Annotated in this window: 14 protein-coding genes and 2 pseudogenes; 11 read left to right on the forward strand and 5 right to left on the reverse strand. The window is 69.1% G+C overall.

Annotated features, from left to right (window positions below):
- Positions 1-323: 323 nt before the first annotated feature.
- The 3 genes and pseudogenes from ACWD3E_RS40125 to ACWD3E_RS40135 form a co-directional block, all read right to left on the reverse strand.
- Positions 324-758, reverse strand: a pseudogene (locus ACWD3E_RS40125) (IS5 family transposase); the annotation flags it as partial.
- A 279-nt stretch (positions 759-1,037) separates the two neighbouring features.
- On the reverse strand, positions 1,038-1,700 hold the full coding sequence (locus ACWD3E_RS40130) for a response regulator (RefSeq protein ID WP_451392425.1): 663 nt from the start codon (positions 1,698-1,700) through the stop codon (positions 1,038-1,040).
- A complete protein-coding gene (locus ACWD3E_RS40135) occupies positions 1,675-2,847 on the reverse strand; it encodes a sensor histidine kinase (RefSeq protein ID WP_451392426.1) in 1,173 nt (390 codons plus the stop codon). Before ACWD3E_RS40135 ends, ACWD3E_RS40130 begins: the two co-directional genes overlap by 26 nt.
- 175 nt (positions 2,848-3,022) lie before the next feature.
- Here ACWD3E_RS40135 and ACWD3E_RS40140 point away from each other — a divergent pair, with 175 nt between their 5' ends.
- On the forward strand, positions 3,023-5,290 hold the full coding sequence (locus ACWD3E_RS40140) for an MMPL family transporter (protein ID WP_451392427.1): 2,268 nt from the start codon (positions 3,023-3,025) through the stop codon (positions 5,288-5,290).
- Between the two features lie 67 nt (positions 5,291-5,357).
- On the opposite strand, the pseudogene ACWD3E_RS40145 reads toward ACWD3E_RS40140, so the two are convergent.
- A pseudogene (locus tag ACWD3E_RS40145) lies at positions 5,358-6,003 on the reverse strand (IS5 family transposase); the annotation flags it as partial.
- A gap of 1 nt (position 6,004) precedes the next feature.
- On the opposite strand from ACWD3E_RS40145, the gene ACWD3E_RS40150 reads away from it, so the two are divergent.
- The 8 genes from ACWD3E_RS40150 to ACWD3E_RS40185 all read left to right on the forward strand — a co-directional run bounded on the left by ACWD3E_RS40150 (position 6,005) and on the right by ACWD3E_RS40185 (position 12,647).
- Positions 6,005-6,349 (forward strand): hypothetical protein, encoded by a 345-nt coding sequence (locus ACWD3E_RS40150; protein WP_451392428.1) that lies wholly within the window; start codon positions 6,005-6,007, stop codon positions 6,347-6,349.
- A gap of 458 nt (positions 6,350-6,807) precedes the next feature.
- Complete coding sequence (locus ACWD3E_RS40155) at positions 6,808-7,503, forward strand: hypothetical protein (protein ID WP_451392429.1); 696 nt, start codon at positions 6,808-6,810, stop codon at positions 7,501-7,503.
- Positions 7,490-9,193 (forward strand): GH3 family domain-containing protein, encoded by a 1,704-nt coding sequence (locus ACWD3E_RS40160; protein ID WP_451392430.1) that lies wholly within the window; start codon positions 7,490-7,492, stop codon positions 9,191-9,193. Before ACWD3E_RS40155 ends, ACWD3E_RS40160 begins: the two co-directional genes overlap by 14 nt.
- Complete coding sequence (locus ACWD3E_RS40165) at positions 9,190-10,047, forward strand: class I SAM-dependent methyltransferase (protein ID WP_451392431.1); 858 nt, start codon at positions 9,190-9,192, stop codon at positions 10,045-10,047. Before ACWD3E_RS40160 ends, ACWD3E_RS40165 begins: the two co-directional genes overlap by 4 nt.
- Before the next feature lie 79 nt (positions 10,048-10,126).
- Entirely contained in the window at positions 10,127-10,324 is a 198-nt protein-coding gene (locus ACWD3E_RS40170) for a hypothetical protein (RefSeq protein WP_451392432.1), read from the forward strand.
- Positions 10,324-11,511: a hypothetical protein gene (locus tag ACWD3E_RS40175; protein WP_451392433.1), complete on the forward strand. Its 1,188-nt coding sequence runs from the start codon at positions 10,324-10,326 to the stop codon at positions 11,509-11,511. Before ACWD3E_RS40170 ends, ACWD3E_RS40175 begins: the two co-directional genes overlap by 1 nt.
- Positions 11,508-12,251, forward strand: coding sequence for a DUF6182 family protein (locus tag ACWD3E_RS40180; protein WP_451392434.1), 744 nt, complete (start codon positions 11,508-11,510; stop codon positions 12,249-12,251). The genes ACWD3E_RS40175 and ACWD3E_RS40180 overlap by 4 nt, the downstream gene beginning before the upstream one ends.
- Positions 12,252-12,272: 21 nt before the next feature.
- Positions 12,273-12,647 carry a LysR substrate-binding domain-containing protein gene (locus ACWD3E_RS40185; protein WP_451392435.1) on the forward strand — a complete coding sequence of 125 codons (375 nt, stop codon included), beginning with the start codon at positions 12,273-12,275 and terminating at the stop codon, positions 12,645-12,647.
- 21 nt (positions 12,648-12,668) lie between these two features.
- On the opposite strand, the gene ACWD3E_RS40190 is transcribed toward ACWD3E_RS40185, so the two are convergent.
- A complete protein-coding gene (locus ACWD3E_RS40190) occupies positions 12,669-13,037 on the reverse strand; it encodes a hypothetical protein (RefSeq protein WP_451392436.1) in 369 nt (122 codons plus the stop codon).
- 1,588 nt (positions 13,038-14,625) lie between these two features.
- On the opposite strand from ACWD3E_RS40190, the gene ACWD3E_RS40195 reads away from it, so the two are divergent.
- Both ACWD3E_RS40195 and ACWD3E_RS40200 read left to right on the forward strand, forming a co-directional pair.
- Positions 14,626-15,180 (forward strand): hypothetical protein, encoded by a 555-nt coding sequence (locus ACWD3E_RS40195; RefSeq protein ID WP_451392437.1) that lies wholly within the window; start codon positions 14,626-14,628, stop codon positions 15,178-15,180.
- A 230-nt stretch (positions 15,181-15,410) separates the two neighbouring features.
- Positions 15,411-19,982: an aKG-HExxH-type peptide beta-hydroxylase gene (locus ACWD3E_RS40200; protein WP_451392448.1), complete on the forward strand. Its 4,572-nt coding sequence runs from the start codon at positions 15,411-15,413 to the stop codon at positions 19,980-19,982.
- Positions 19,983-20,087: the final 105 nt, after the last annotated feature.

Genomic DNA, 20,087 nt, shown 5'->3' on the forward strand with positions numbered 1-20,087 from the left:
GGGATGACGCAATGAACCAGACGGTTCAGCCTAGCGTGCGGTCCGGTGCGGAATAGTCAAGCTCCAGATATTCATTGATCGGTGCCCCTTCAGTCGCATCCAGCATTGAGGCTGCGTGCCAACGAGAGAAGGTGTCGTGGAGTTCGGGTCGGCATTCCCGGCGGACGGCGACGCGCATGAACTGGCGGAGCAGGGCGAAGGTCTGCTCAGCGACGTAACGGATTGCCCAGGCCCTTGATATTCGGCGCACCCTTGCAGGAGATCACCGGCAGGAGCCGAAGGCTACCGAGCACGCCAAATGCAACGACGTCTAACACCGTGTCCTACATGGTCAGTTTGCAGAGGCGTTTGTAGCAGCAGAGGGCGGCGGCGAGGCCGAGAAAGGCCAGGTAGTTGCGGGGATGCCGCTCGTAGCGGGGTGACAGGCGGCGGTAGCCGGTCAGCCAGGAGATGGTGCGCTCGATGACCCACCGTCGGCGGCCCAGTCGTTGGCTTGAGTCGATTTCTTTGCGGGCGATGCGGACGCCGATGTGCTGGCTGTGCAGCCATTGTCGCAGGTCAGGAACATCGTAGGCTTTGTCGGCATGCAGTCGCTGGGGCTTGGAATGGTCGCTGTGGGATTCGTGTCCTATGTGGAAATGGGCGACCATCGGCTTCAGCCCGAGGCTGTCATGGGTGTTGGCCGCGGAGAGGCCGACGCGTAGGGGCACTCCGTTCGCGTCGGACAGGACGTGCATCTTGGAACCCGGCTTGCCCCGCCCGCAAAGGCATCGAATCAAGCGAACGATTAGGGCGGGTATCGAGTCGTGATCATCGGGTGGTCCTGGCGAGGTCTTTGATCCAGATCATCGAGGCGTGCAGGTGGAGACTGGCGAGGTAGCTGTCGGGAGTCTTGTCGTATCGGGTGTCTCACCGTCCCGGTTCCGGCCTCCTGGTACGTCACGCTCTGGGGCGGGTGAGGCACGTGGAGCCGACGTGAGCCGACCGGTGCACTGATGTCCGGGCGGGGACTCATGGGACATGGCCCGGCACCCGGCTCAGGTTCCGGGGAGGATACGGCGCGTTTCGTAGGCCCACATCGCGATCTCGACCCGGTTGCGGGCGCCGAGTTTGGCCATCAGGCTGGCCAGATGCGTCTTCACCGTGCTGAGGCTGATGTGCAGTGCATCGGCGATCTCGGTGTTGGTCAGCCCGCGAGCGACGGCGAGGAGCACCTGCTCCTCGCGGGCGGTGACGGGGGAGACCGGCTGGGCCACGGGCCGGCCGGCGGGCAGGTCCGCGAATGCCTGGAGCAGGCGGACGGTGACGCTGGGCGCAATGAGCGCCTCACCGTCGGACGCCGACCGTACGGCCTGCGCCAGAAGGTCCGGTCCCGTGTCCTTGAGGAGGAATCCGCGGGCGCCGGCACGCAGCGCGCCGTAGACGTACTCGTCGAGGTCGAACGTGGTGATGACGACCACGGCCAGCGGGTCGGCGACGCCCGGGCCGGCGACCAGCCGGGTGGCCTCGAGCCCGTCGAGTACGGGCATGCGGATGTCGAACAGGCAGACGTCTGGGCGTAGTTCGCGGGCCAGACGTACCGCTTCCCGCCCGTCGGCGGCCTCGCCGACCACCTCGATGCCGAGCTGGGCGTTCAGCATGATCCGCAACCCGGTGCGGATGATCGTCTGGTCGTCAGCGACGAGGACGCGAATGGACACCGCTCTCGCTCCTCGCTCTCGGCAGTTCGGCTTCGACATGCCAGCCCCGGTCGATACCCGGGCCGGCTCGTAGTGTGCCCCCGAGCAGAGTCGCGCGCTCGCGCAGTCCGGTAAGTCCGTATCCGTCGCGACCCCGGCCGGTGCGCCGGCCGTTGTCGCGCACGCTCACCCGTACCGAGTGCCGTTCCGCGGCGACCCGAACGACGAGCTCGGTCGCGTCGACCGCATGGCGCAGCGCGTTGGTCACCGACTCCTGCACGATCCGGTAGACGGCCGCGTCCACGGCCGGGGGCAGCGCGTCCAGTTCACCGTCGAGCCCCAAGTCGACCCTGAGGCGACCACCCGGGGTGCGCACCAGGCGCTCCAGATCCGCGACTCCGGCAGGGGGCGCCAGCTGGGCGCCGACCCCGCGGTCGCGCAGCGCGGCGACCATGGCGCGCATTTCCTCCAGCGTGCGCGCCCCTTCCTCCTCGACCCCCTCCAGCGCCTCGACGGCGGCGGACGGGTCGGTGCCCGCGAGCACCCGGCCCGCCTGGGCGATGATCACCATGGCCGACACGTGGTGGGCCACCGTGTCGTGCAGTTCCCGGGCGAGCTGCTCGCGCTCGCGGGAGCGCACCTGCTCCAACTGCCGCTCGCGAGCGGTCACCCGGAACCGCACGGCAGCCCCGACCACGCCGGGCAGAAGCAGGAAGACGAAGCCCACGACGTTCTCGACGACCGGGGTATCGTCCGTGACGGAACACAGCGCGCCGGCCGCGAGGATCACCGCGCCGCCCAGCACGATCTCGCGTCCCGATCCCCACCGGGGCAGCGCGTACACCAGCAGGAGGACGACCGCGCCGGTGTTCAGGCCGACGGGCTCGCGCGGTGCGGCGAGGAGCGAGGCCACCTGGAGCACGATCATCGCGCCGAACGCCAGCGTGACCGTTGTCAGCGGGCGGGTCCGGCGCCACAGGGGCAGCACGCACAGCCATACGGCGAACACCACCGCCACCGGCCGCCACACGACGTTCTCGCGCAGGGTGGCCTCCAGCACCACACCGGCAAGGCCCGCGGCGAGCAGCGCCCAGTCCCGCCACACCCGGGCGGGCGCGTCGGGCGGCCGGGGTTCGGTCCACAGGGTTCGCAGGTCGTCTCGGAGCACGGTTCTCAGCCTAGGGACCGCGCCGTGCCGCGCATCGGCCGAAAGGACGGGTCGTCACTCCGCCCTGGGGCCGACGGATCCGCGGCCCGCGGGCCGATGCCGCGGAGCGCCGTGGCGAGGAGCCTCGGCATCGGCGGCCGTACAAGGACGGCCGCCGAGGTGGTTGGAGGACCCGATGCTCTCGAAAGCCCTGTTGCGCCTGGGCGCAAGCGCCGCCCGCCATCCCTGGCGGGTGATCGCGGCATGGCTGATCGCCGCCACGCTCGCCGTCCTCGCCGCGATCGCCATCGGCGGGCGGACCGCGGACTCGATGACCGCTCCGGGACTGGACTCCCAACGGGCCGCGGAACTGATCGAGCGGGCAGGCACCGGCCAGGAGGGGATGACCGCCCAAGTGGTCGTCACCCCCCTCGACGACGGTGCGACGTTCTTCGACGGCAGCGCGCGCACCGCTCTCACGCGGCTGCAGACCGAGGTGAAGCGGCTGCCGCACGTGCTCGGCACGAGCGACCCGGCGGGGGCACTCGACGCAGGCGGGGACACCACCGTGCGCGGCGGCCTTGTCTCGGCCGACGGGCGGATCGCGGTCGTCCGGGTGCAGTACCCCGACCAGAGCCGGCTGTCGGCCAAAGACCTCGACGCCCTCGTCGATCTCGGCGACCGGCTGCGCGCCGAGCTGCCCCTGCGCATCGAGATGGGCGGCAACCTCTTCTACGCCTTCTCCGACCCCGACGGCGGCGCAAGCGAGCTGATCGGCCTCCTCGCCGCGGCCGCGATCCTGTTCCTGGCGTTCGGTTCGCTCGTCGCCGCCGCGCTGCCGATCGGCATGGCGGTCTTCGGGCTGACCGTCGGGGTCGCCACGATGACGGTCCTGGCGGGGGTGACGGACGTCCCCACCTTCGCACCGGTCCTGGGCAGCATGGTCGGGCTCGGAGTCGGCATCGACTACGCGCTGTTCGTGCTCGCCAGGCACCGGGAGTACCTCGCGCGCGGGCTCGATCCCCGCGAGGCGGCGGGGCGAGCGGTGGCCACGGCGGGGAGGCCCGTGGTCTTCGCCGGCGGCACCGTCGTCGTATCGATCCTCGGCCTGGCGGTCGCGAACGTGCCGTTCATGACGGTGGGCGGGCTCGCCGTCTCGATCGTTGTTCTGACCATGGTGGTCGCGTCGGTGACGCTGCTGCCGGCCTTCCTCGGCGCCGCCGGCCCACGCCTGGCCCGGGCCGGCCGGATCGGCCGGGCTCTGCAGACCAGGAACCTGGGCCGACTCGCACGGCGGCGGGACCCGGCGGCAGGCGCCGCCCACGCCGCCGGGTGGCGTCGCTGGATCGGGCACGTCAGTCGGCACCCGGTGCCGTACGCGGTCGGCGCGGCGGGGCTGCTGCTGACCGCGACGCTGCCCGTGCTCGGCCTGCGCGTCGGCCTGCCCGACGACGGCTCACTGCCCCACAGCCGTACCGAGCGCCGCGCCTACGACCTCGTCGCCGAGGGGTTCGGCCCGGGCACCAACGGTCCCCTCGTCATCGCCGCGGACCCCGCCGGTGATCCGGGAGTGCTGGACCGACTCGTCGCAACGGTCGCGGCGGATCCGGGCATCGCATCCGTCGCGCCGACGCACATCGATCGAGCCACCGGCATCGCGACCCTCGTGGTGTTCCCGACCACCAGCCCTCAGGACAAGGCCACGGCCGACACCATCGCCCGGCTGCGCACCGACGTGCTGCCCACGGCGATCGGGCACGGCCCGGCCAGGGCTCACGTCGGCGGCGCCGCCGCGAGCCTGTCCGATGTGGGCCAACGGACCAGCCAACGCCTGCCGGTGTTCGTCGCCGCCGTGCTGGCGATGTCGTTCCTGCTGCTGATGCTGGTCTTCCGCTCGATACTCGTCCCGCTCAAGGCGGTGCTGCTGAATCTGCTGAGCATAGGAGCGGCCTACGGCATCATGGTCGCGGTGTTCCAGTGGGGCTGGGGAGGCGCACTCATCGGGCTGGAAGCGACGGTTCCGATCGTGTCGTTCATCCCGATGTTCCTCTTCGCCATCCTGTTCGGCCTGTCGATGGACTACGAGGTGTTCCTCCTCTCGCGCGTGCGCGAGGAGTACCTGCGCACCGGCGACAACGGCACGGCGATCGTGGAGGGCGTCTCGCGCACCGCTCGGATCATCACCTCGGCCGCCCTCATCATGGTGGCGGTCTTCCTGTCCTTCGCCGTCGCCGAGGACCCCTCCACCAAAATGTTCGGGCTCGGCCTGGCCACCGCGATCTTCATCGACGCCACGGTCGTACGCATGGTGCTGGTACCGGCGACCATGACACTCCTCGGCCGGACCAACTGGTGGCTGCCGAAGTGGCTAGACTGGATGCTTCCCCGCGGCCCGGTCGGCACCGACGACACCGACGCGGAATCCACGGGTGAGGCCCCGCGTCCACGGCTGGTTGACCGTTGACTCAACTCCTGCCCGCCCTTGGCGTCCGGCACCTCAGCGCGTCACCTAGGGGCATATCGAGTCGTGATCATCGGGTGGTCTTGGTGAGGTCCTTGATCCAGATCATCGAGGCGCGCAGGTGGAGACCGGCGAGGTAGCTGTCGGGAGTCTTGTCGTATCGGGTGGCGATGCCTCGCCATGCTTTGAGCTTGTTGATCAGGCGTTCGACGGTGTTCCGCTCCTTGTAAAGACCGGCGTCGTGACTGACGGGCTGGCCTCCTCTGGAGCCCTACTTCTTCCGGTTGGCGGCCTGGTCCTTCTTCTCCGGGATGACCGTCTTGATGCGGCGTTTGCGCAGGTGGGCGCGGTTGCCGCGGGACGAGTACGCCTTGTCTCCGGCGATTGCGTCGGGCCGGGTGCGGGGACGGCCGATGGGCCCGCGGACCCGTACCTTCTTGAGTACGGGGATGAACTGCGGGCTGTCGGCGGCCTGGCCCGTGGTCAGGATGAATGCCAGCGGGCGGCACTTCCGGTCGCCGGCGACATGGATCTTGCTGGTCTGCCCGCCCCTGGAACGTCCGAGCAGGGCGGCCTTCAGCCGGAGTTTGCGTCGGCGCCGGATGCGCCTTCGCTCTTCCCGCTCGGGATCGCCTTCGGCCTCCTGCCCGGTTCGTTCGTCGCAGTCGCCCCTTTTGACCTGGCCTTCTCCGCCTCGTGGCAGCCTCCTCCAGAGCGGTGACCGACAACTACGAGCGGGAGACCATCTCGGACGAGCGGCGCCCGGTGATCGAGGGCATCCTCAAGCGGTACCTCACGCAGTCGCCGGCGTCCTTCGAGGCCTACCCGTCCATGCTGCGCGAGGCGGGTCTGCGCTGCGCCGAGATCATCGACGTCAGCGACAACACCACCCGGCAGTCGGTCAAGCGGCTCGGCGAGGCGCTCGCCAAGAACATGGAGCAGCTCGCCGCCAAGGTCGACCCCGAGGTCTTCGCGAAGCTGAAGCCGGCCGAGGGGGAGAACCTGGAGACGCCCGAGCTGGGCTACCTGATCGTGACGGCACGGCGGCCCGCGGCCGCGTAACCGCTCGGTCACCGCGATGTGCCGCACGGCGGGTTCCTCCGGCCGTGCGGCACATCCGCCGAAACGTTCGAGGTGCGCCAAGGGAATGACGCACTGCGGTGAAATGGGCGGGCCGCCCGGCAGGCTAATTACTTGGCCGCGCGACAACATTCCCATGTTGCGGAATAAATCAATCCGCTGGTCCGGTCGCCGCATCGAGGGCAGGGTGGTCCATCCAATCGGCAATGTCAAGGCTTGATCGACAACGAAAGGCGAACTAATGTCGGTCGGGTCGGCAAAGCCGCGGGCTCGGCGGGGCGGGGTGAACTGCATGAGTCGATGGAACCGTATGCCACGATCAGGGGGAAAAGCGTGTCGAATTCCGCAGATTTCATTTTACGACCCACTGTCCCTGACCTATTGAGTTATTCCAGAAACCGGCCGGTTCCCGCATCTGAATACCACGTACGGCGCGGCCGATGACGCGGGGCACCACGAGCCTTACGACCCCCCGTGGCTCCGGGGCCGGTGCGCTGCGCACCACACCCCCGTTCGTCGTGCTTCTCGGCACCGACTACGCCGGCAAGTCGTCCGCGCTGACGGAACTCGCCGACCGCGCGCCCTCCTGGCGCGTCGTCTCCCTCGACGACGAGTTCCTGGAGCCCGGCCACTCCTTGATCGGAAGACTGCGCCGCAACCTGATCGCCGACGTCCTGCCGGACCTGCACCACGGCTACTCCCTCGACTTCATGGTCAGCCTGCTGCAGACAGCGACGGTCCATCTGCGCGACAGCATCGAGCGCAGCCCCGGCGGAGCACCGGTTCTGGTCGACTCCTACTACTACAAGATCCTCGCCAAGTGCCGGCTGGCCGGAGTCGACAGCCATCCCGTGTTCGACTGGTGGCGCACCTTCCCTCAGCCGCGCCGGGTGATCTTCCTCGAGGTGTCGACGGCCCAGGCCTGGAAGCGCTGCGGTGAAGGAGCCGGCACCAACTCCCTGGAGTACTACGGCGAGCAGCCCGACCAGCCGTCGTTCGAGAAGTTCCAGTCCGACCTGCGCGAGGCCATGTGGGAAGAGGTCCGGCACCTTCCGGTCACCGTCGTCGGGGAGCAGGCACACATATCGCGGACCGTGCAGATACTAGGAGAGGTGATGGGCCGTGAAATCGGCTGATGTGTGGACTGATCCGGCCCGGATACGCAGCTACCGGGAGCGTGTCCTCGGTGAACGGAAAAGCATCGGAGCCGCGCTGGCGGACGCGGACGGCCACCAACGCCGCGTCCTGACCGAGCTGCTGGAGTACAACGCCGACACCGAGTACGGCCGCGCCCACTCCTTCGGCGCGATCCGCTCCCTGGACGACTTCCGCAAAGCGGTGCCGATCAACGACTACACGGCGCTGGCACCCTGGATCGAGCGGATGGCGGCGGGCGAGAGCAACCTGCTGAGCGCGGACGACCCGGCGGTGTACTTCACCAGCAGCGGCACCACGGGCGCCCACAAGAAGATCCCGGTCACCGCGGGCTTCATGCGCCGGACCTTCTTCCCCTTCTACTACGCTGCCTGGGCCCCGCTGATCGAGCACTTCCCCGATGTGCTCGACCGGCCGGACGCCGTCCTGAACCTGAAACACGACCCACGTCCCGCGCCCCCGACCACCGCCTCGGGCCGGCCCCATGTCGGCGCCAGCCAGGTCGACCTCGGCACCAGGTTCGGCGAGCCGCTGTCCGCCGAGCCCGGCACGTTCGCGTCGTGGGGCACGCTCCCGGTGCCCGTCGAGGAGAACGACCACCTGGAGAAGACCTACCTGCGGCTGCGCCTCGCGGCCGAGAGAGATGTCCGCTGCGTCATCGGGATCAACCCGGCGATGGTCGCAGCCCTGCCCTACCAGCTGAACCTCTGGTGGCCCCGGCTGGTCAAGGAGATCCGCGACGGCACGCTCGGCGGGGTGCCGTACGGCAGTCCCAACCCGGAGCGAGCGGCCACGCTGGAGCGGCTGGCCGACCACTTCGGGACGGTGCGCCCGGCCCATGTCTGGCCTCACATGCGGGCACTGTTCTTCTGGACGACGGGTATGGCGTCGCTCTACCTGGAGCGGCTGCGTGAGGAGTTCGGTCCCGGCGTGACCGCGCTGCCGGCGCCGGTCGCCGCGTCCGAGGGGCCCGTCGGTGTCGCCCTCGACCGGCACGGCTCCGCCGGCTCCCTCGTGGTGACCGCGTCGGCCTACGAGTTCCTGGACGCCGAGTCCGACATCAGGCCCGACTCCTCGACCCTGACCATGAACGAGCTGGAACCGGGCCGCGACTACCACGTGATCTTCAGCCACATCGGCGGCCTGTACCGCTACGCGGTCGGCGACGTGGTCCGGGTCGTCGACCGGGTCGGCGGCGTGCCTCGGGTGGAGTACGCGGGCCGGAGTACCCGGTCGGACGCCGTCGGCGAGCGGCTGCGCGACGCCCAAGTCATCCGCGCGCTCGCCGAGGCCGCGCAGGCCACCGGCCTCGACGTCCGCAACGCCGCCTGTCGGGTGGCGGACGGGCCCGAGGGCGCCGCCCCGCACTACGAGTTCGCCGTCGCGGCCCGCGGCGGGTGGAGCGAGCAGGAGACCGGTCGTTTCGCCGCCGAGCTGGACACAGCCATCGGCAGGCAGGCCGCGGCCTATCGGACGGCACGTTCGGCCGGCCGGCTGGACCCCCTGGCCGTGCGGCGCCTGGACGGCGACGCCTTCCTGCGTGACTGGCACGCCAGTGTCGCCACCGGCATCCGGCCGACCCAGGTCAAGGACCGGCTGTTCCGACAGGACCACACACTCTGGGAGCGGCTGACCGGCACTGATCCGGTCAGCGGGGGAGGCAGGGCATGACCGAGGAACTGGATGCCGTCGAGCGGACCGCACTCCTGACGGCAGCGCTGCGCGCGGCGGAGACCGGGCGGGAGGACCGGCTCTACAACGACCCCTACGCGGCCCGGCTGGCCGGCGAGGGAGGTCTGCGACTGCTCCGCGAGATCCGCCAGGCCACCTTCCCCAAGGACGCGGACCGCACGGTCCCGAGCACCCCGGACTACAACGCCATCCGCACCCGGTTCTTCGACGACTTCCTCCAGGAAGCGGCCCAGGACCCGGCGATGAACCAGATCGTGCTGGCGCCCGCCGGGATGGACTCCCGCGCCTATCGGCTCGACTGGCCCTCCCGTATCCGCTACTTCGAGGCCGACCGGCCCGCGGTGCTGGCCTACAAGGAGGAGCGGCTTAAGGACGTACGCCCCCGGGTCGACCATCGCTCGATCGCCCTCGACCTCACCTCGCCCGACTGGGAGAGCGGGTTGACGGCTGCCGGCTACGACCCGGAGCAGCCGTCCACCTGGCTGCTGGAGGGGCTGCTCTACTACATCCCCCGCGACGACACGCGCCGCATCCTCGACCGGGTGGCGGCGATCATGAAACCCGGCAGCCGGATAGCCGCCGACATCGTCAACGCGGCGTCGCTGACCCTGCCGGACATGCGTGACCTGCTCGACGTGTTCGCCGACTGGGGCTGCCCGTGGCTGTTCGGCACGGACGAGCCGGAAGCACTGTTCGCCGCGCACGGCTTCACCGTGGAGGCCACCCAGCCGGGCGACCCGGCGGCCGACTACGGACGGTGGCCCGACCCGGTACCGGACCGTTCCGAGGCCGACGTGCGCCGGGTGTTCTTCGTCCACGGGCGACGGAGCTGAGATGGCGAGCGCGACAGTAGTCGGCGTAGGGGGCTGGCACCGGCCCACCGTTTCCCCTGGTCCAGCGCAGGTGCGGGCCGTGACACTCACCGACGGGCTGGTCTGGCGTTCCGTCACCCGCGTGATCATGGGGCTGAGCACTCCGGCCGCGGCCTTCGGCGACGAGAAGTTCCGGGCCCGGGTGGAGCAGGCGCTCCCGATCGATCCGGCGCTGCTGCCCGCGGTGCCGAGCCGGGACGAGTTCCTCCACCTGATCGCGGCAGCGGAAGGAGCGTAGTGGAGACCATCCTGCAGGCCCCCTCGGTGCGCGACCGGGCACGGCTCCCGCATGCCGAAGCCGTGCCCCCCGGTGCGGTGCGGCGCCGGGTGCTACTGGCCCCGATCACCGTGACCCCGTCCAAGCCCCTGACACCGAGCCATCTCAAGGGGCTGCTGTGGACCGACGTGATGTACCGGGCCACCGCGCAGCTGGCCGAGGTGACCTATCGGTACAGCCCCACCACCTACCACCTCACGGAGCAGACCCTCGGTTTCTGGGAATACCTCGACCGCACGGTCGGGGACACCGACTACTCCGGTCTCACGGAGGACGGCATCGGCAAACTGTACGTCGGCTACCGGTCCGAGGGACAACGGGCCGGCCTCGCCGCCCTGCGTCCGTACGCGGAGGCCGTCGAACTGCACGGCTGGGTTCACCCGGCGAGCGCCCGGGTCCTTCAGCTGTGGGCGGCGCACTACGCGCGCCTCGGCATGCACGACCCCGGGCTGCTCGCACACCAGCCGCCCGGCCTGGGGCTGGAGGAGGTGATCGACCGCCTCGGCGCCATCGGCATGTGTCTCGACCAGCGCGCGTACGGCAACCCGGTCTTCCTCGACGCCACCCGGTACGGGTTGCCGCTGCGCCAGATCGTCGACGCCCAGGGCCGGCCCAACTACCTGGCGTGCGCCCTGCGGGAACTCGTACCGCTGGCACCACGGTTCGACGAGACGGTGCTGCTGTACGACCGTGAGCTGGAACCCGACTACCTGCTGCTGGAGCGCACGCTGTCCGCGTTCGGAGCAACCGTCCGCAGGGTCACTCTCGGCCGGGTGCCCATCGACGGGGTGATCCGCTCCGCGCGTCATGGCGGCTGGCACGACCACACCACCGGCGCCCTGCTGAGCAGGGCCGCGGCCGAGTACGACGATCCGGTGCTCCGGCTGGGCATGCGACTGTACTTCATCGCCGTGCTGGGCCAGGGCCAGCAGCAGTCCTTCCGCGCCGAGGCGCTGCGTCAGAGTCTGGCGCGTGCCGCCCGGCTGCTGTCCCGGGGAAGGGCCACCGACCCGGCACCGCTGCCGGAGGTCCTCTCCCGGCACCGCCGTGACCACCTGTACGTCAATCCGTACCGGCTGACGTCCAGTCTGCTGGCCAGACACCGGCCGGCGCCGAGTTCCGACCTGCTTTCGGAGGTCTACCTGTGACCACCTCCCAGGAACTGCTCCGTGAAGAAGTGGCTCGGCGCATCGTGAGCGCCCGGCCCGAGCTGGCGGCGCGCTTCGACCTGCTGACCACCGACGGGCTGCTCGGCGCGAAGCGGGAGATCACCCGGGCCTCGCAGGATGCCAAGGTGCTGGCGGTCTGTGTGCTGCGCGACTTCGACCTGCCGGCCTGGGTGCGTGCCACGTGCGCGTTCGCCGCCCGCATCGACCGGTCCGCAGCCGCGGACTGGCGCCGCGACTTCACCAGGACCGTCTTTCTCGCCGGGAACCCGGAGAACCTCGAGGACCGGTTCGCCTTCGGTCATGTGGCCGACGACGGGTCGGCCGCCTGGCAGGGCCCGGCACCCGCCGACGAGAGCACCGCCCTGCGCCGGCTGCTGAAACTCTTCGACGGGTCGGCCGGACTGCCGACCCGGCCCTCCGCGGTGGTGCCGGTACTGACCGGCCAGGATCCGCGAGGGCGCGCTCCGGTCCGACGGGAGCTGCATGTGGCCACCGCCGGGGTGACCATCGCCGACTGTCTGGTCCACCTCAACCACCTGCTGGTCGAAGCGGTACTGGACGAAATCGTCGGCCCCGGGGACGAGTTGGTCGTCCGCCAGGCGCCATGGCTGCCGGCCTCGGCCGGTCCCTTCGCGGCCCTGCGGATCGACGGCACACACGATCGCCCGGACCGCCTCCGCGCCTACGCCGCCCTCACCGAGGAAATCCGCGATGCCTGATCCCACCCGGTCACGAGCAAGGTGCTGCACTTCGAGTCACGCGCCGTCGAGGAGATCGCCGCATACGACGTCTTCGAACGCCCCGGTGACTTCCCCGAGTACCTGTGGGATGAAATCGTGCCGCGCCGTACCCCACAGGGCCGGCCGATCCACAGGCGTCACCGGGTGAACGGCATTCCGGAGATGATGGCCCTGGTGGTGGAGTCGGACGCGGTGCACCTTTTCGTGGCGTCGTTGGCGGACATGGCGCCGCCGGCCGTCCGGGTCGTACCCGTCCATGATCTGCCGCCCGCCCCGGTCTGCCTTGCCTGGTACCGGAACGCGGAACTGCCCGGGCAGGTGGCGCGGTTCATCGCCGCTGCGGAGGCCGCGAGCCCGGTGGCCGCAAGCGGGTGATGCCAGGGCCTGCGCCGGGTTTCAGGCGCGTCCGCGGAGCATGAGGTTCCAGTAGAGGAACGGCAGGCCGTAGCGCTTGAGGTACCACATGTCGCGGCGTTCGTGGGTCGCGTCGATGAGGGGGAAGGTGGGACGGTGTCGCAGGGTGTAGTCGAACTCGGCGAGCAGCATGGTGTGCCGAGAAGTGGTGATCGGGCAGGAGGAGTATCCGTCGTACGAGGCGGGCAGCGGCTCGGCACCGGCGAGGCCGGCGCTCACGTTGCGGGCGACGACCGGTGCCTGTTTGCGGATCGCGGCTCCGGTCTTGGAGTTGGGTGACGAGCCGGCGTCGCCGAGGGCGAAGATGTCGGGGTAACGCACATGACGCATGGTGTGCTTGTCGATCTCCACGTAGCCGCCGGGGTCCGCGCACGGCCAGCGGACTCGCCTTGAGCCAGTCGGGTGCCGACTGGGGCGGCACGACGTGCAGCATGTCGAAGCGGATGGTGTCCCTGCTCCCGGACTTGTGGTCGACGAGGCGGGCGTTGGACCGGCATCTGCACCACCTGTCATCAGCCCCTGCCCAGAGCCTGGTCGAACATCTCGGTGTCCGGCGGCGTCGCTGCCTGCCGTTGCCGGCGTGCCTTCTGGCGGCAGCGGGTGCTGCAGTACTCGCCGGGACGCCCGGTGGCTTGAAGGCGACGCTCTTTGCCGCACTGTTTGCAGGTGGGCTGAGCGAAAGTGTTCCCCATTGTGGCTTTTTTCCTTTTCCGGTGCCATGCCCGGGCGACGAAATGGGGATCGGCGCCCGGGATTTGATACGAAGAGCGGTGTGGGTGCACCCGTTTCGTCGCACGGATGCCGAGGGAAGAGTGCGAGGGCCGAGGGGGCTTCGGTCCTCGGATCGTCAGGACACCAGAGGGTCGCCGCGGCGGCTGCGGCGGGCCATGACCGCCCATGCAGCCATTGCGACCAGGGACGTTGCCAGCTCTACCCAGTCCGGGGAGCCGGGGAAGACGATGAGCACCGGAGTGATCAGGGCCCCGGCGGGGGACACCGCGCGGGTGTTGCCGGGTGTTGCCTCACTGTTGCCGGGCGTGTCGGCCTGGACAGCAGCCCTGTTATGGTCATGCGCGGACCGACGCCGAAGGCGTTTGGTGCCACGCTCGAAGGGGGAAGCAGGCAAGGGCTCTCGTAGGTCGAGATGCTGTGGAGCGCGAGCCCGGGTCGTGGAAAAGCGCGGGTTCGCGCTCCGTGACTGTAGTGACACCCTCTGCTCGCTGCCATTCGGTCAAATGCCCCCATCTACAGCACAACGTGGAATTGATCGGACACTTTCGTAGACTTCGTACGGGCGATTGGCTTGATTTTCGGATCTCTTTCCGAAGACCCACCCCGCAGCAACGACGATCTTGGTATCTCTCTCGCCCTGGAACCTCGCTGACCTGTGCTAACGCGCCGTCAAGTGATCGCAGCTGGCCCTCTCAACGTGCACCCGAGCGCACGCCGGTCTCCTAACGCCGCGCACAGGCGCCCATGGCCGGACGTCGTCACCTTTCGAGCCCCGCCCTGGTTGCCCGCACTGCCGGCAACGGCATCCGACGCTGCCAGCCCTTCGGCCACCGCGGCGTGGTGCCATGGCTACGGTGAGAGCTGTAGGTTCGCATTCGGAATGGCCCATTCCGTTGCGGCGACCTGGACTTACCGCGTCCGTCTCATTCAAGGGCTACGCCATTCTGTCTCACGATCTTGTCCCCTGGGCCTACAGGTGGGCTTGATCCGCTTCGACGGACACCGTCGATGTGGTGATCAGGCCGCCAAGGCGGCTTCGTAGACGACGGGGCTGCGACAGCCGATGATTCTTTGCAGCCGACGCAAGCCCGCACCGCGTGCGCGGCCTGGCGATCAGGCGGGCTGTGCTGGACGCGCGAATGGCTTCTAGAGCCACACGACAGAGTGGCGTGATGATGAGCATCGAAACAATGCCACAAATTCTATGGTGGGCGTTGAAGTAGGGCTCTGCAACGAGTTGAGGTTCGGCGCTGCCGCCGTGGTGGACATCCGTGATTCGGGGGAGGACATGATGGTCGACGAGGTGCTGCTGGCGCTAGCCGCGTCCGGCGGTACAGCCGTGGTCACGGCGGCCGGTACGGACGCATGGAGCGAGCTGCGCCAGGCGGTGGCACGCTGGTTCGGCCGGGGCGACGCGGAGCGCGAGCGGGCGGAATTGGAGCGGCTGGACCGGACTGCAACGGCGTTGCAGACCGCTGAGCCCGGTGAGTTGGAACGGGCTCGGATTCGTCAGGAGGCTTCCTGGCAGGCTCTCTTCGAGGCGGCGTTCGAAGCTCTGGACGGCACGGAGCGCGACCAGGCCGCCGCGCGGTTGCGTGATGTGCTCGCGAGGTACACGTACCAGGGCAGCGCAACTGCCGGGCCTGGCAGCCTGGTTGTCGGCGGCGGCATCCACGCCGGCGACCACTCGATCGCCGCGGCCGTGATCAACGGAGGTGCCCGGATCGGCACCCCTACGGAGCCGGATCCGTCCCAGGGCTGAACGGACCGGCCACCCCAGGCCCACCACCCACTAGAACGCATTCCGCCAAGACCGAGTTGACGCACGTCACAGCGCGGGCAGATCAAGGCAGCTTCTCCATTGGCGCGATGGCCCCAGGCGCCCAGGTCACCTACAACCACATCGAGCCATCGCAGTGGTCCTCCTCTCTGGACCAGGTCGGCACGCTGCCCTGGCTCCCGCAAGCGGCGCCTACGGTCCCTGCCGTGAGCATGCCCTTGGCCGTGCCGCAGCGCAGGGTCGCACCGGACCGACTGCGGGGGCGCGAGGAACTGGTGGCCCAGCTGACCGATGCGGTGACGCGGCGTGCCGACGGTGACTCGGGAGTGCCGGGCGTGTGGTTGCTGTCGGGAATGGGCGGGTGCGGCAAGACGACGGTCGCGCTGGAAACGGCTCATAGGCTGGCGGGCTCCTCTGCTCAGGTGTGGTGGGTATCGGGAGCAGACGGCGAGGGCCTGTCCGGGGCGCTGCGCGCGGTGGCGTTCGCCGCGGGTGCCAGAACGGCTGACTTCGGCGGGGCTCACCCCGCGGACGTGCTGTGGAAACAGCTCGATGCCCTCACCACACCATGGCTTCTAGTCCTCGACAACGTCGACGATCCCGCAGTGCTGGCAGCCGCACCAGCCCGAACCGCCGAGGGCGTCGGATGGCTTCGGAAGCCTGCGCGCCCCTGGGGGACGGTGCTGATCACCAGCCGTGAGTCCCGCGCAGAACGCTGGGGGCAGCAATGGGTACACATCGTCGGCGTCGACCTGCTCTCCCGTGAGGACGGCGCGCAGGTGCTGTGTGACCTGGCGCCGCAGTCGGGAACCGTACCTCAGGCCCGGGAACTCGCCGAGCACCTTGGGGGCCTCCCGCTGGCGCTCGACCTCGCAGGCTCCTATCTCGCGCGGGCGGTCGACGACCCTCTGCCGTCGCCGTCGACGCCCGTGACCTTCGCCGCATATCGCCGCAGCCTCAACGTACGCCTCGCCGACATGGCGTCCGATCCGGACACGGACCTGGGGCCGGCCGAGCGGAGCCGTCGGGCGATCATGAGCACCTGGGAGCTCTCCCTCGATCTGCTTCACCGGCAGGGCGCCGGCCTGGCCCGCCCTCTCCTGCGCTTGCTGTCCGCCTTCGGCCCGGCCCCCATTCCATCCCCGGAACTGCTCGCTCCGGACTTGCTCGCCGAGAGCGAGTTATTCAGCGACCCGACAGAGCCCCAGATCCGGGAGGCTCTGAAGGGTCTGGCGGGGCTCAAGCTGATCACCATCGAAGTGACGCACGACGCCTCCGACGGGGACCCGCTGAGATGGATCACCATTCACCCGATGGTCCGGGCCGCCAGCCGTGCACATGCCGATTTCGTCGCGCAGGCTCCGGCCATGCTCCGTCTCGTCGCAGCTCTTCTGCACCGGGTCACCAGCCCCTTGAAGGCGGGCAATCCTGCGTATTGGTCGGTGTGGCGGGCGATCGCACCCCACGGTGCCGCCGCTCGCCTTCTGCTGTCCGCGTACGAGAACAGCGTCGGCGAGGACACGGATGCGGTTCTGGTTGCCGCTGCCACCGAACCTGCCGTAGGCGCTGCCGAGTACCACATCTACGTGGGCATGTACGGCGAGGCCGTCGCTGAACTCGCACCCGCATGTGAGGCCCGGGCGCGTCTGCTTGGTGACGAGCATCCCGCCACGATCGCCGCCCGGCTGCAGCTGGCCCGGGCACTGCGCGAAAACGGCGACCTCACGGAAGCGGACGTCCTGTACGGCTACCTGGCGGACGTGGGCGAGCGCAGTCTGCCGGACGCGCATCCCTACCTCCAGTCGGCCCGGACGGGTCGGGCGCGCACACTTCGGGAGATGGGGCAGTACGAGGCTGCCGAGGCAGAGCTGCGCGCGGCCCTCACGATGCGTCGCCGCAACCCGCAGGCCGGCCCACTGGGCATCCTGCGCATTCGGCACGACCTGGCCAGGCTCGCACACAAACGTGGTCACCTCGAAGAAGCAGTCAGCGAGCTGCGCGACGTCCGCAGGCTGACCTTGGCACTGGCCGGGGAAAGCGACCTCGCCGCGCTGGCCATGGGGATCAGCCTCGCGCGAGCCCTGCGCGACGCAGGTCATGCCGCAGAAGCCGAGCGCGTTGCAGAGGATGTCGTACGCGAACATCTCAAGGTGCTGGCGCCCGACCATCCTTATGTGCTCGTCGCCCGCCACGAGCGTGCCCGCATCATCCGGGACCACGAGTCGGAGCCGGAGTTCCTCAAACGGGCGAGAGACGAGTTCACCGATATCTGGCGGACCAACGAGCGCCAGTTCGGGCCGGACCATCCGGGCACGATCGCCACCCGGCACGAACTCGCGACCGTCTGGCACCTCCTCGGCCGCCCCGACCTGGCCGCCGAGCATTTCCAGGCCGTACTGGAGGCCGGTAAGCGACGGCTGGGCGACCACCATCCCAATGTCGCCATCTGCGCGCAAAACCTCACCATGGTGCTCAATGAACTCGCCCAGCGAGCCGCTTCTCCGCCCGCTACGGAGGACACTCGCGACAACCTTGACGACGCCGCCCCAGGTCGAGGAGCCACCCCCATGGGTAACCCGTGGCAGGTCCAGAATCAACCAGCGTCCGCCGCCCCCGACCTGACAGAGCTTTCACTGAAACAGGCCCTATCACCCGAGCGCCACGACGACGAATCTTCCCCTGCCACGGCAAAAATCCTGGCCCGGTTCATCCGGCCCCATCAGACCAGTACCGGCGAAGACCCGGGCGGAGACTATTCCTCAGGAACCAGCGTGCCGGAGAGGCGCTATTCGCCTCCACACCATGGCAGGCCGTCCTCTCAGACCTACCGCCCCTCATCCGTTCCCCGCTTCGAGCGGACCGGCCGGAGGCGCAGGTCCGAATCCTCCTTCCCCAGCCCCGACGCCATAAGGGACCTCGCGACCGGTAACGAGGACCTCGCCCTGATCGAAGGACTGCGGGCTCACCACCGCGGCGTGCGTGTGCTGGCTTTGGGTGAACTCCTGCGCCAGGCAGACGCGGTCACAGTCGGCTGCACGGACATGACACCCGTGGTTTCGCAGGTGCGGGACCTCCTTCTGCGGGCCGACTCCGCTGATCCTGAGGCAGTCACCACGGTTCTGCTCCATCCGACCGTAGGCAGGTGGATGAGCCAAACGCTACGAGCCTTTGAGTCCCTCCCCAGCGGGCCTTCCGCGCGATCCGGCCCACCGTCCGCCGACATTCCGCACCTACACGCTGTCGCAGCGGCGACGGCTATCAGGGCCGGACTCTCGTTCACCCTCCCAGTCCCGCTGCGCGACGGCTTTGCGTTCCTGCCCACCCTCGGCACCGCCGACCTGCGCGCCGCCGGATCCACCACGGCGCAGGTCGTGGCAACAAACGGCTCAGCCGTGGTCAGGAGCGCTAACACCGAGGTGCGGCTGCCCAGCCCGGCCGAGCGAACACCCCATGGCTGGATCCCCATACACCGCATGCCAAAGCCCATAGGGCCCAGCCATTTCAACCTCGTCCTGGACGACCAGGATCCCTACCGAGAGACGGACGGCCCTGTAGCGCCGTCCCGGCTGGACCTGGCAGAGGTCACCCGCTGGCGACAGCTAACTCGTGAAGCGGGAAACCTGCTGGCACGTACCGACCCTCGGCAGGCCGAAGCAATGGCGGCGGCCCTCACCACCCTCACGCCCCGACCCGCGACGCCCAGCGGCGTGATGAACTCCGTATCGTCCACTGACGCGTTCGGAGGAGTTGTCCTTACCACTCCCTCGGATGCTGTGGAACTCGCCGTCACCCTGGTCCACGAATTCCGGCACATGAAGTTGAACGCCGTACTGGACGTCACGGACCTGTACGGCAACGAGGACGAAGAATCAGAGGCTGAGTCGTACTACGCCCCGTGGCGTGACGACCCACGCCCCCTATCCGGCTTCTTCCACGGAGTCTTCGCCTTCTTCGGCGTGGTCGACTTCTGGCGGCGACTCACTTACGAGGCGACGGGCGACGCACTGCGGCGTGCCCAGTTCCAGCTGATCCACTGGCGCATGCAGACCTGGGACGCCTACACCGTGCTGCGCTCCTCTCCCCGTCTCACCGCGGCAGGCCGGGAATTCACAGGCATGATGGGCGACAGTGCCACGACCTGGACTTACCATCCTGCCCCGCCCGACGACGTGACGACACTCGCCACAGAAGCCGTGGTGGCCCACCGCACGCGATGGCGGCTGCATCACCTGTGCCCTCAATCCGCCAGCGTGGCGGAACTCGCCGAGGCATGGTCATCCAGCGTGCCCCATCCGCCCATACGGGACGTCGTCAGCGCCCTGCGCCCCGACCGCACGGTGCCCTCCCTCCACGACTACACGGAACTGCTGTGCCGAGCAGCTACCGACCTCTCCGACTTGAATCGGTTATCCACTGCTTTCGGTGTCTCGGGGGCACCCCAAAAGGTTTTCGATTCCGCCGACGTGGCCCGCCTCCTGGGCGAGGTCGAGTGGGCACGCCATCTGTCTGCCGACCAGGTGGCACGGTGGCCACAGCGACACGAGCCCTGGATTCGGCTCGGACTCGCCTTGCGCAGGCCCGGTGCCGCGGGATCCTTCCGGAATCCCAGCACTGCTATGGCAGCGCAGTCACTGACCCACCGTCCGGAGGTCGTCCGGGCCGTCTATGCCCGTGTAGCCGCTGTCACAGGTACACCGCCGGACCCAGTCGCCCTTGCCGCGTGGATCGGCGTCCCAGACGGCGCCGCCGATCTCCCCGGCGTACCCGTGGCAGACACGCTCTAGTTGTGCGAACGACGTCACTCTCACCCGCTTCGACAAGCTGGCAGCGACACCCCAGCGGAATAATCGGCATCCCAAACGACGCCAGGGCTTCGTCTCACCGTGCTG

It is taken from the genome of Streptomyces sp. NPDC002676 (genome assembly GCF_053592455.1).

Coding starts and splice junctions, on each gene's coding strand:
- ACWD3E_RS40140 (WP_451392427.1), top strand. CDS start 3,023: ATGCTCTCGAAAGCCCTGTTGCGCCTGGGCGCAAGCGCCGCCCGCCAT.
- ACWD3E_RS40155 (WP_451392429.1), top strand. CDS start 6,808: ATGACGCGGGGCACCACGAGCCTTACGACCCCCCGTGGCTCCGGGGCC.
- ACWD3E_RS40165 (WP_451392431.1), top strand. CDS start 9,190: ATGACCGAGGAACTGGATGCCGTCGAGCGGACCGCACTCCTGACGGCA.
- ACWD3E_RS40200 (WP_451392448.1), top strand. CDS start 15,411: ATGCCCTTGGCCGTGCCGCAGCGCAGGGTCGCACCGGACCGACTGCGG.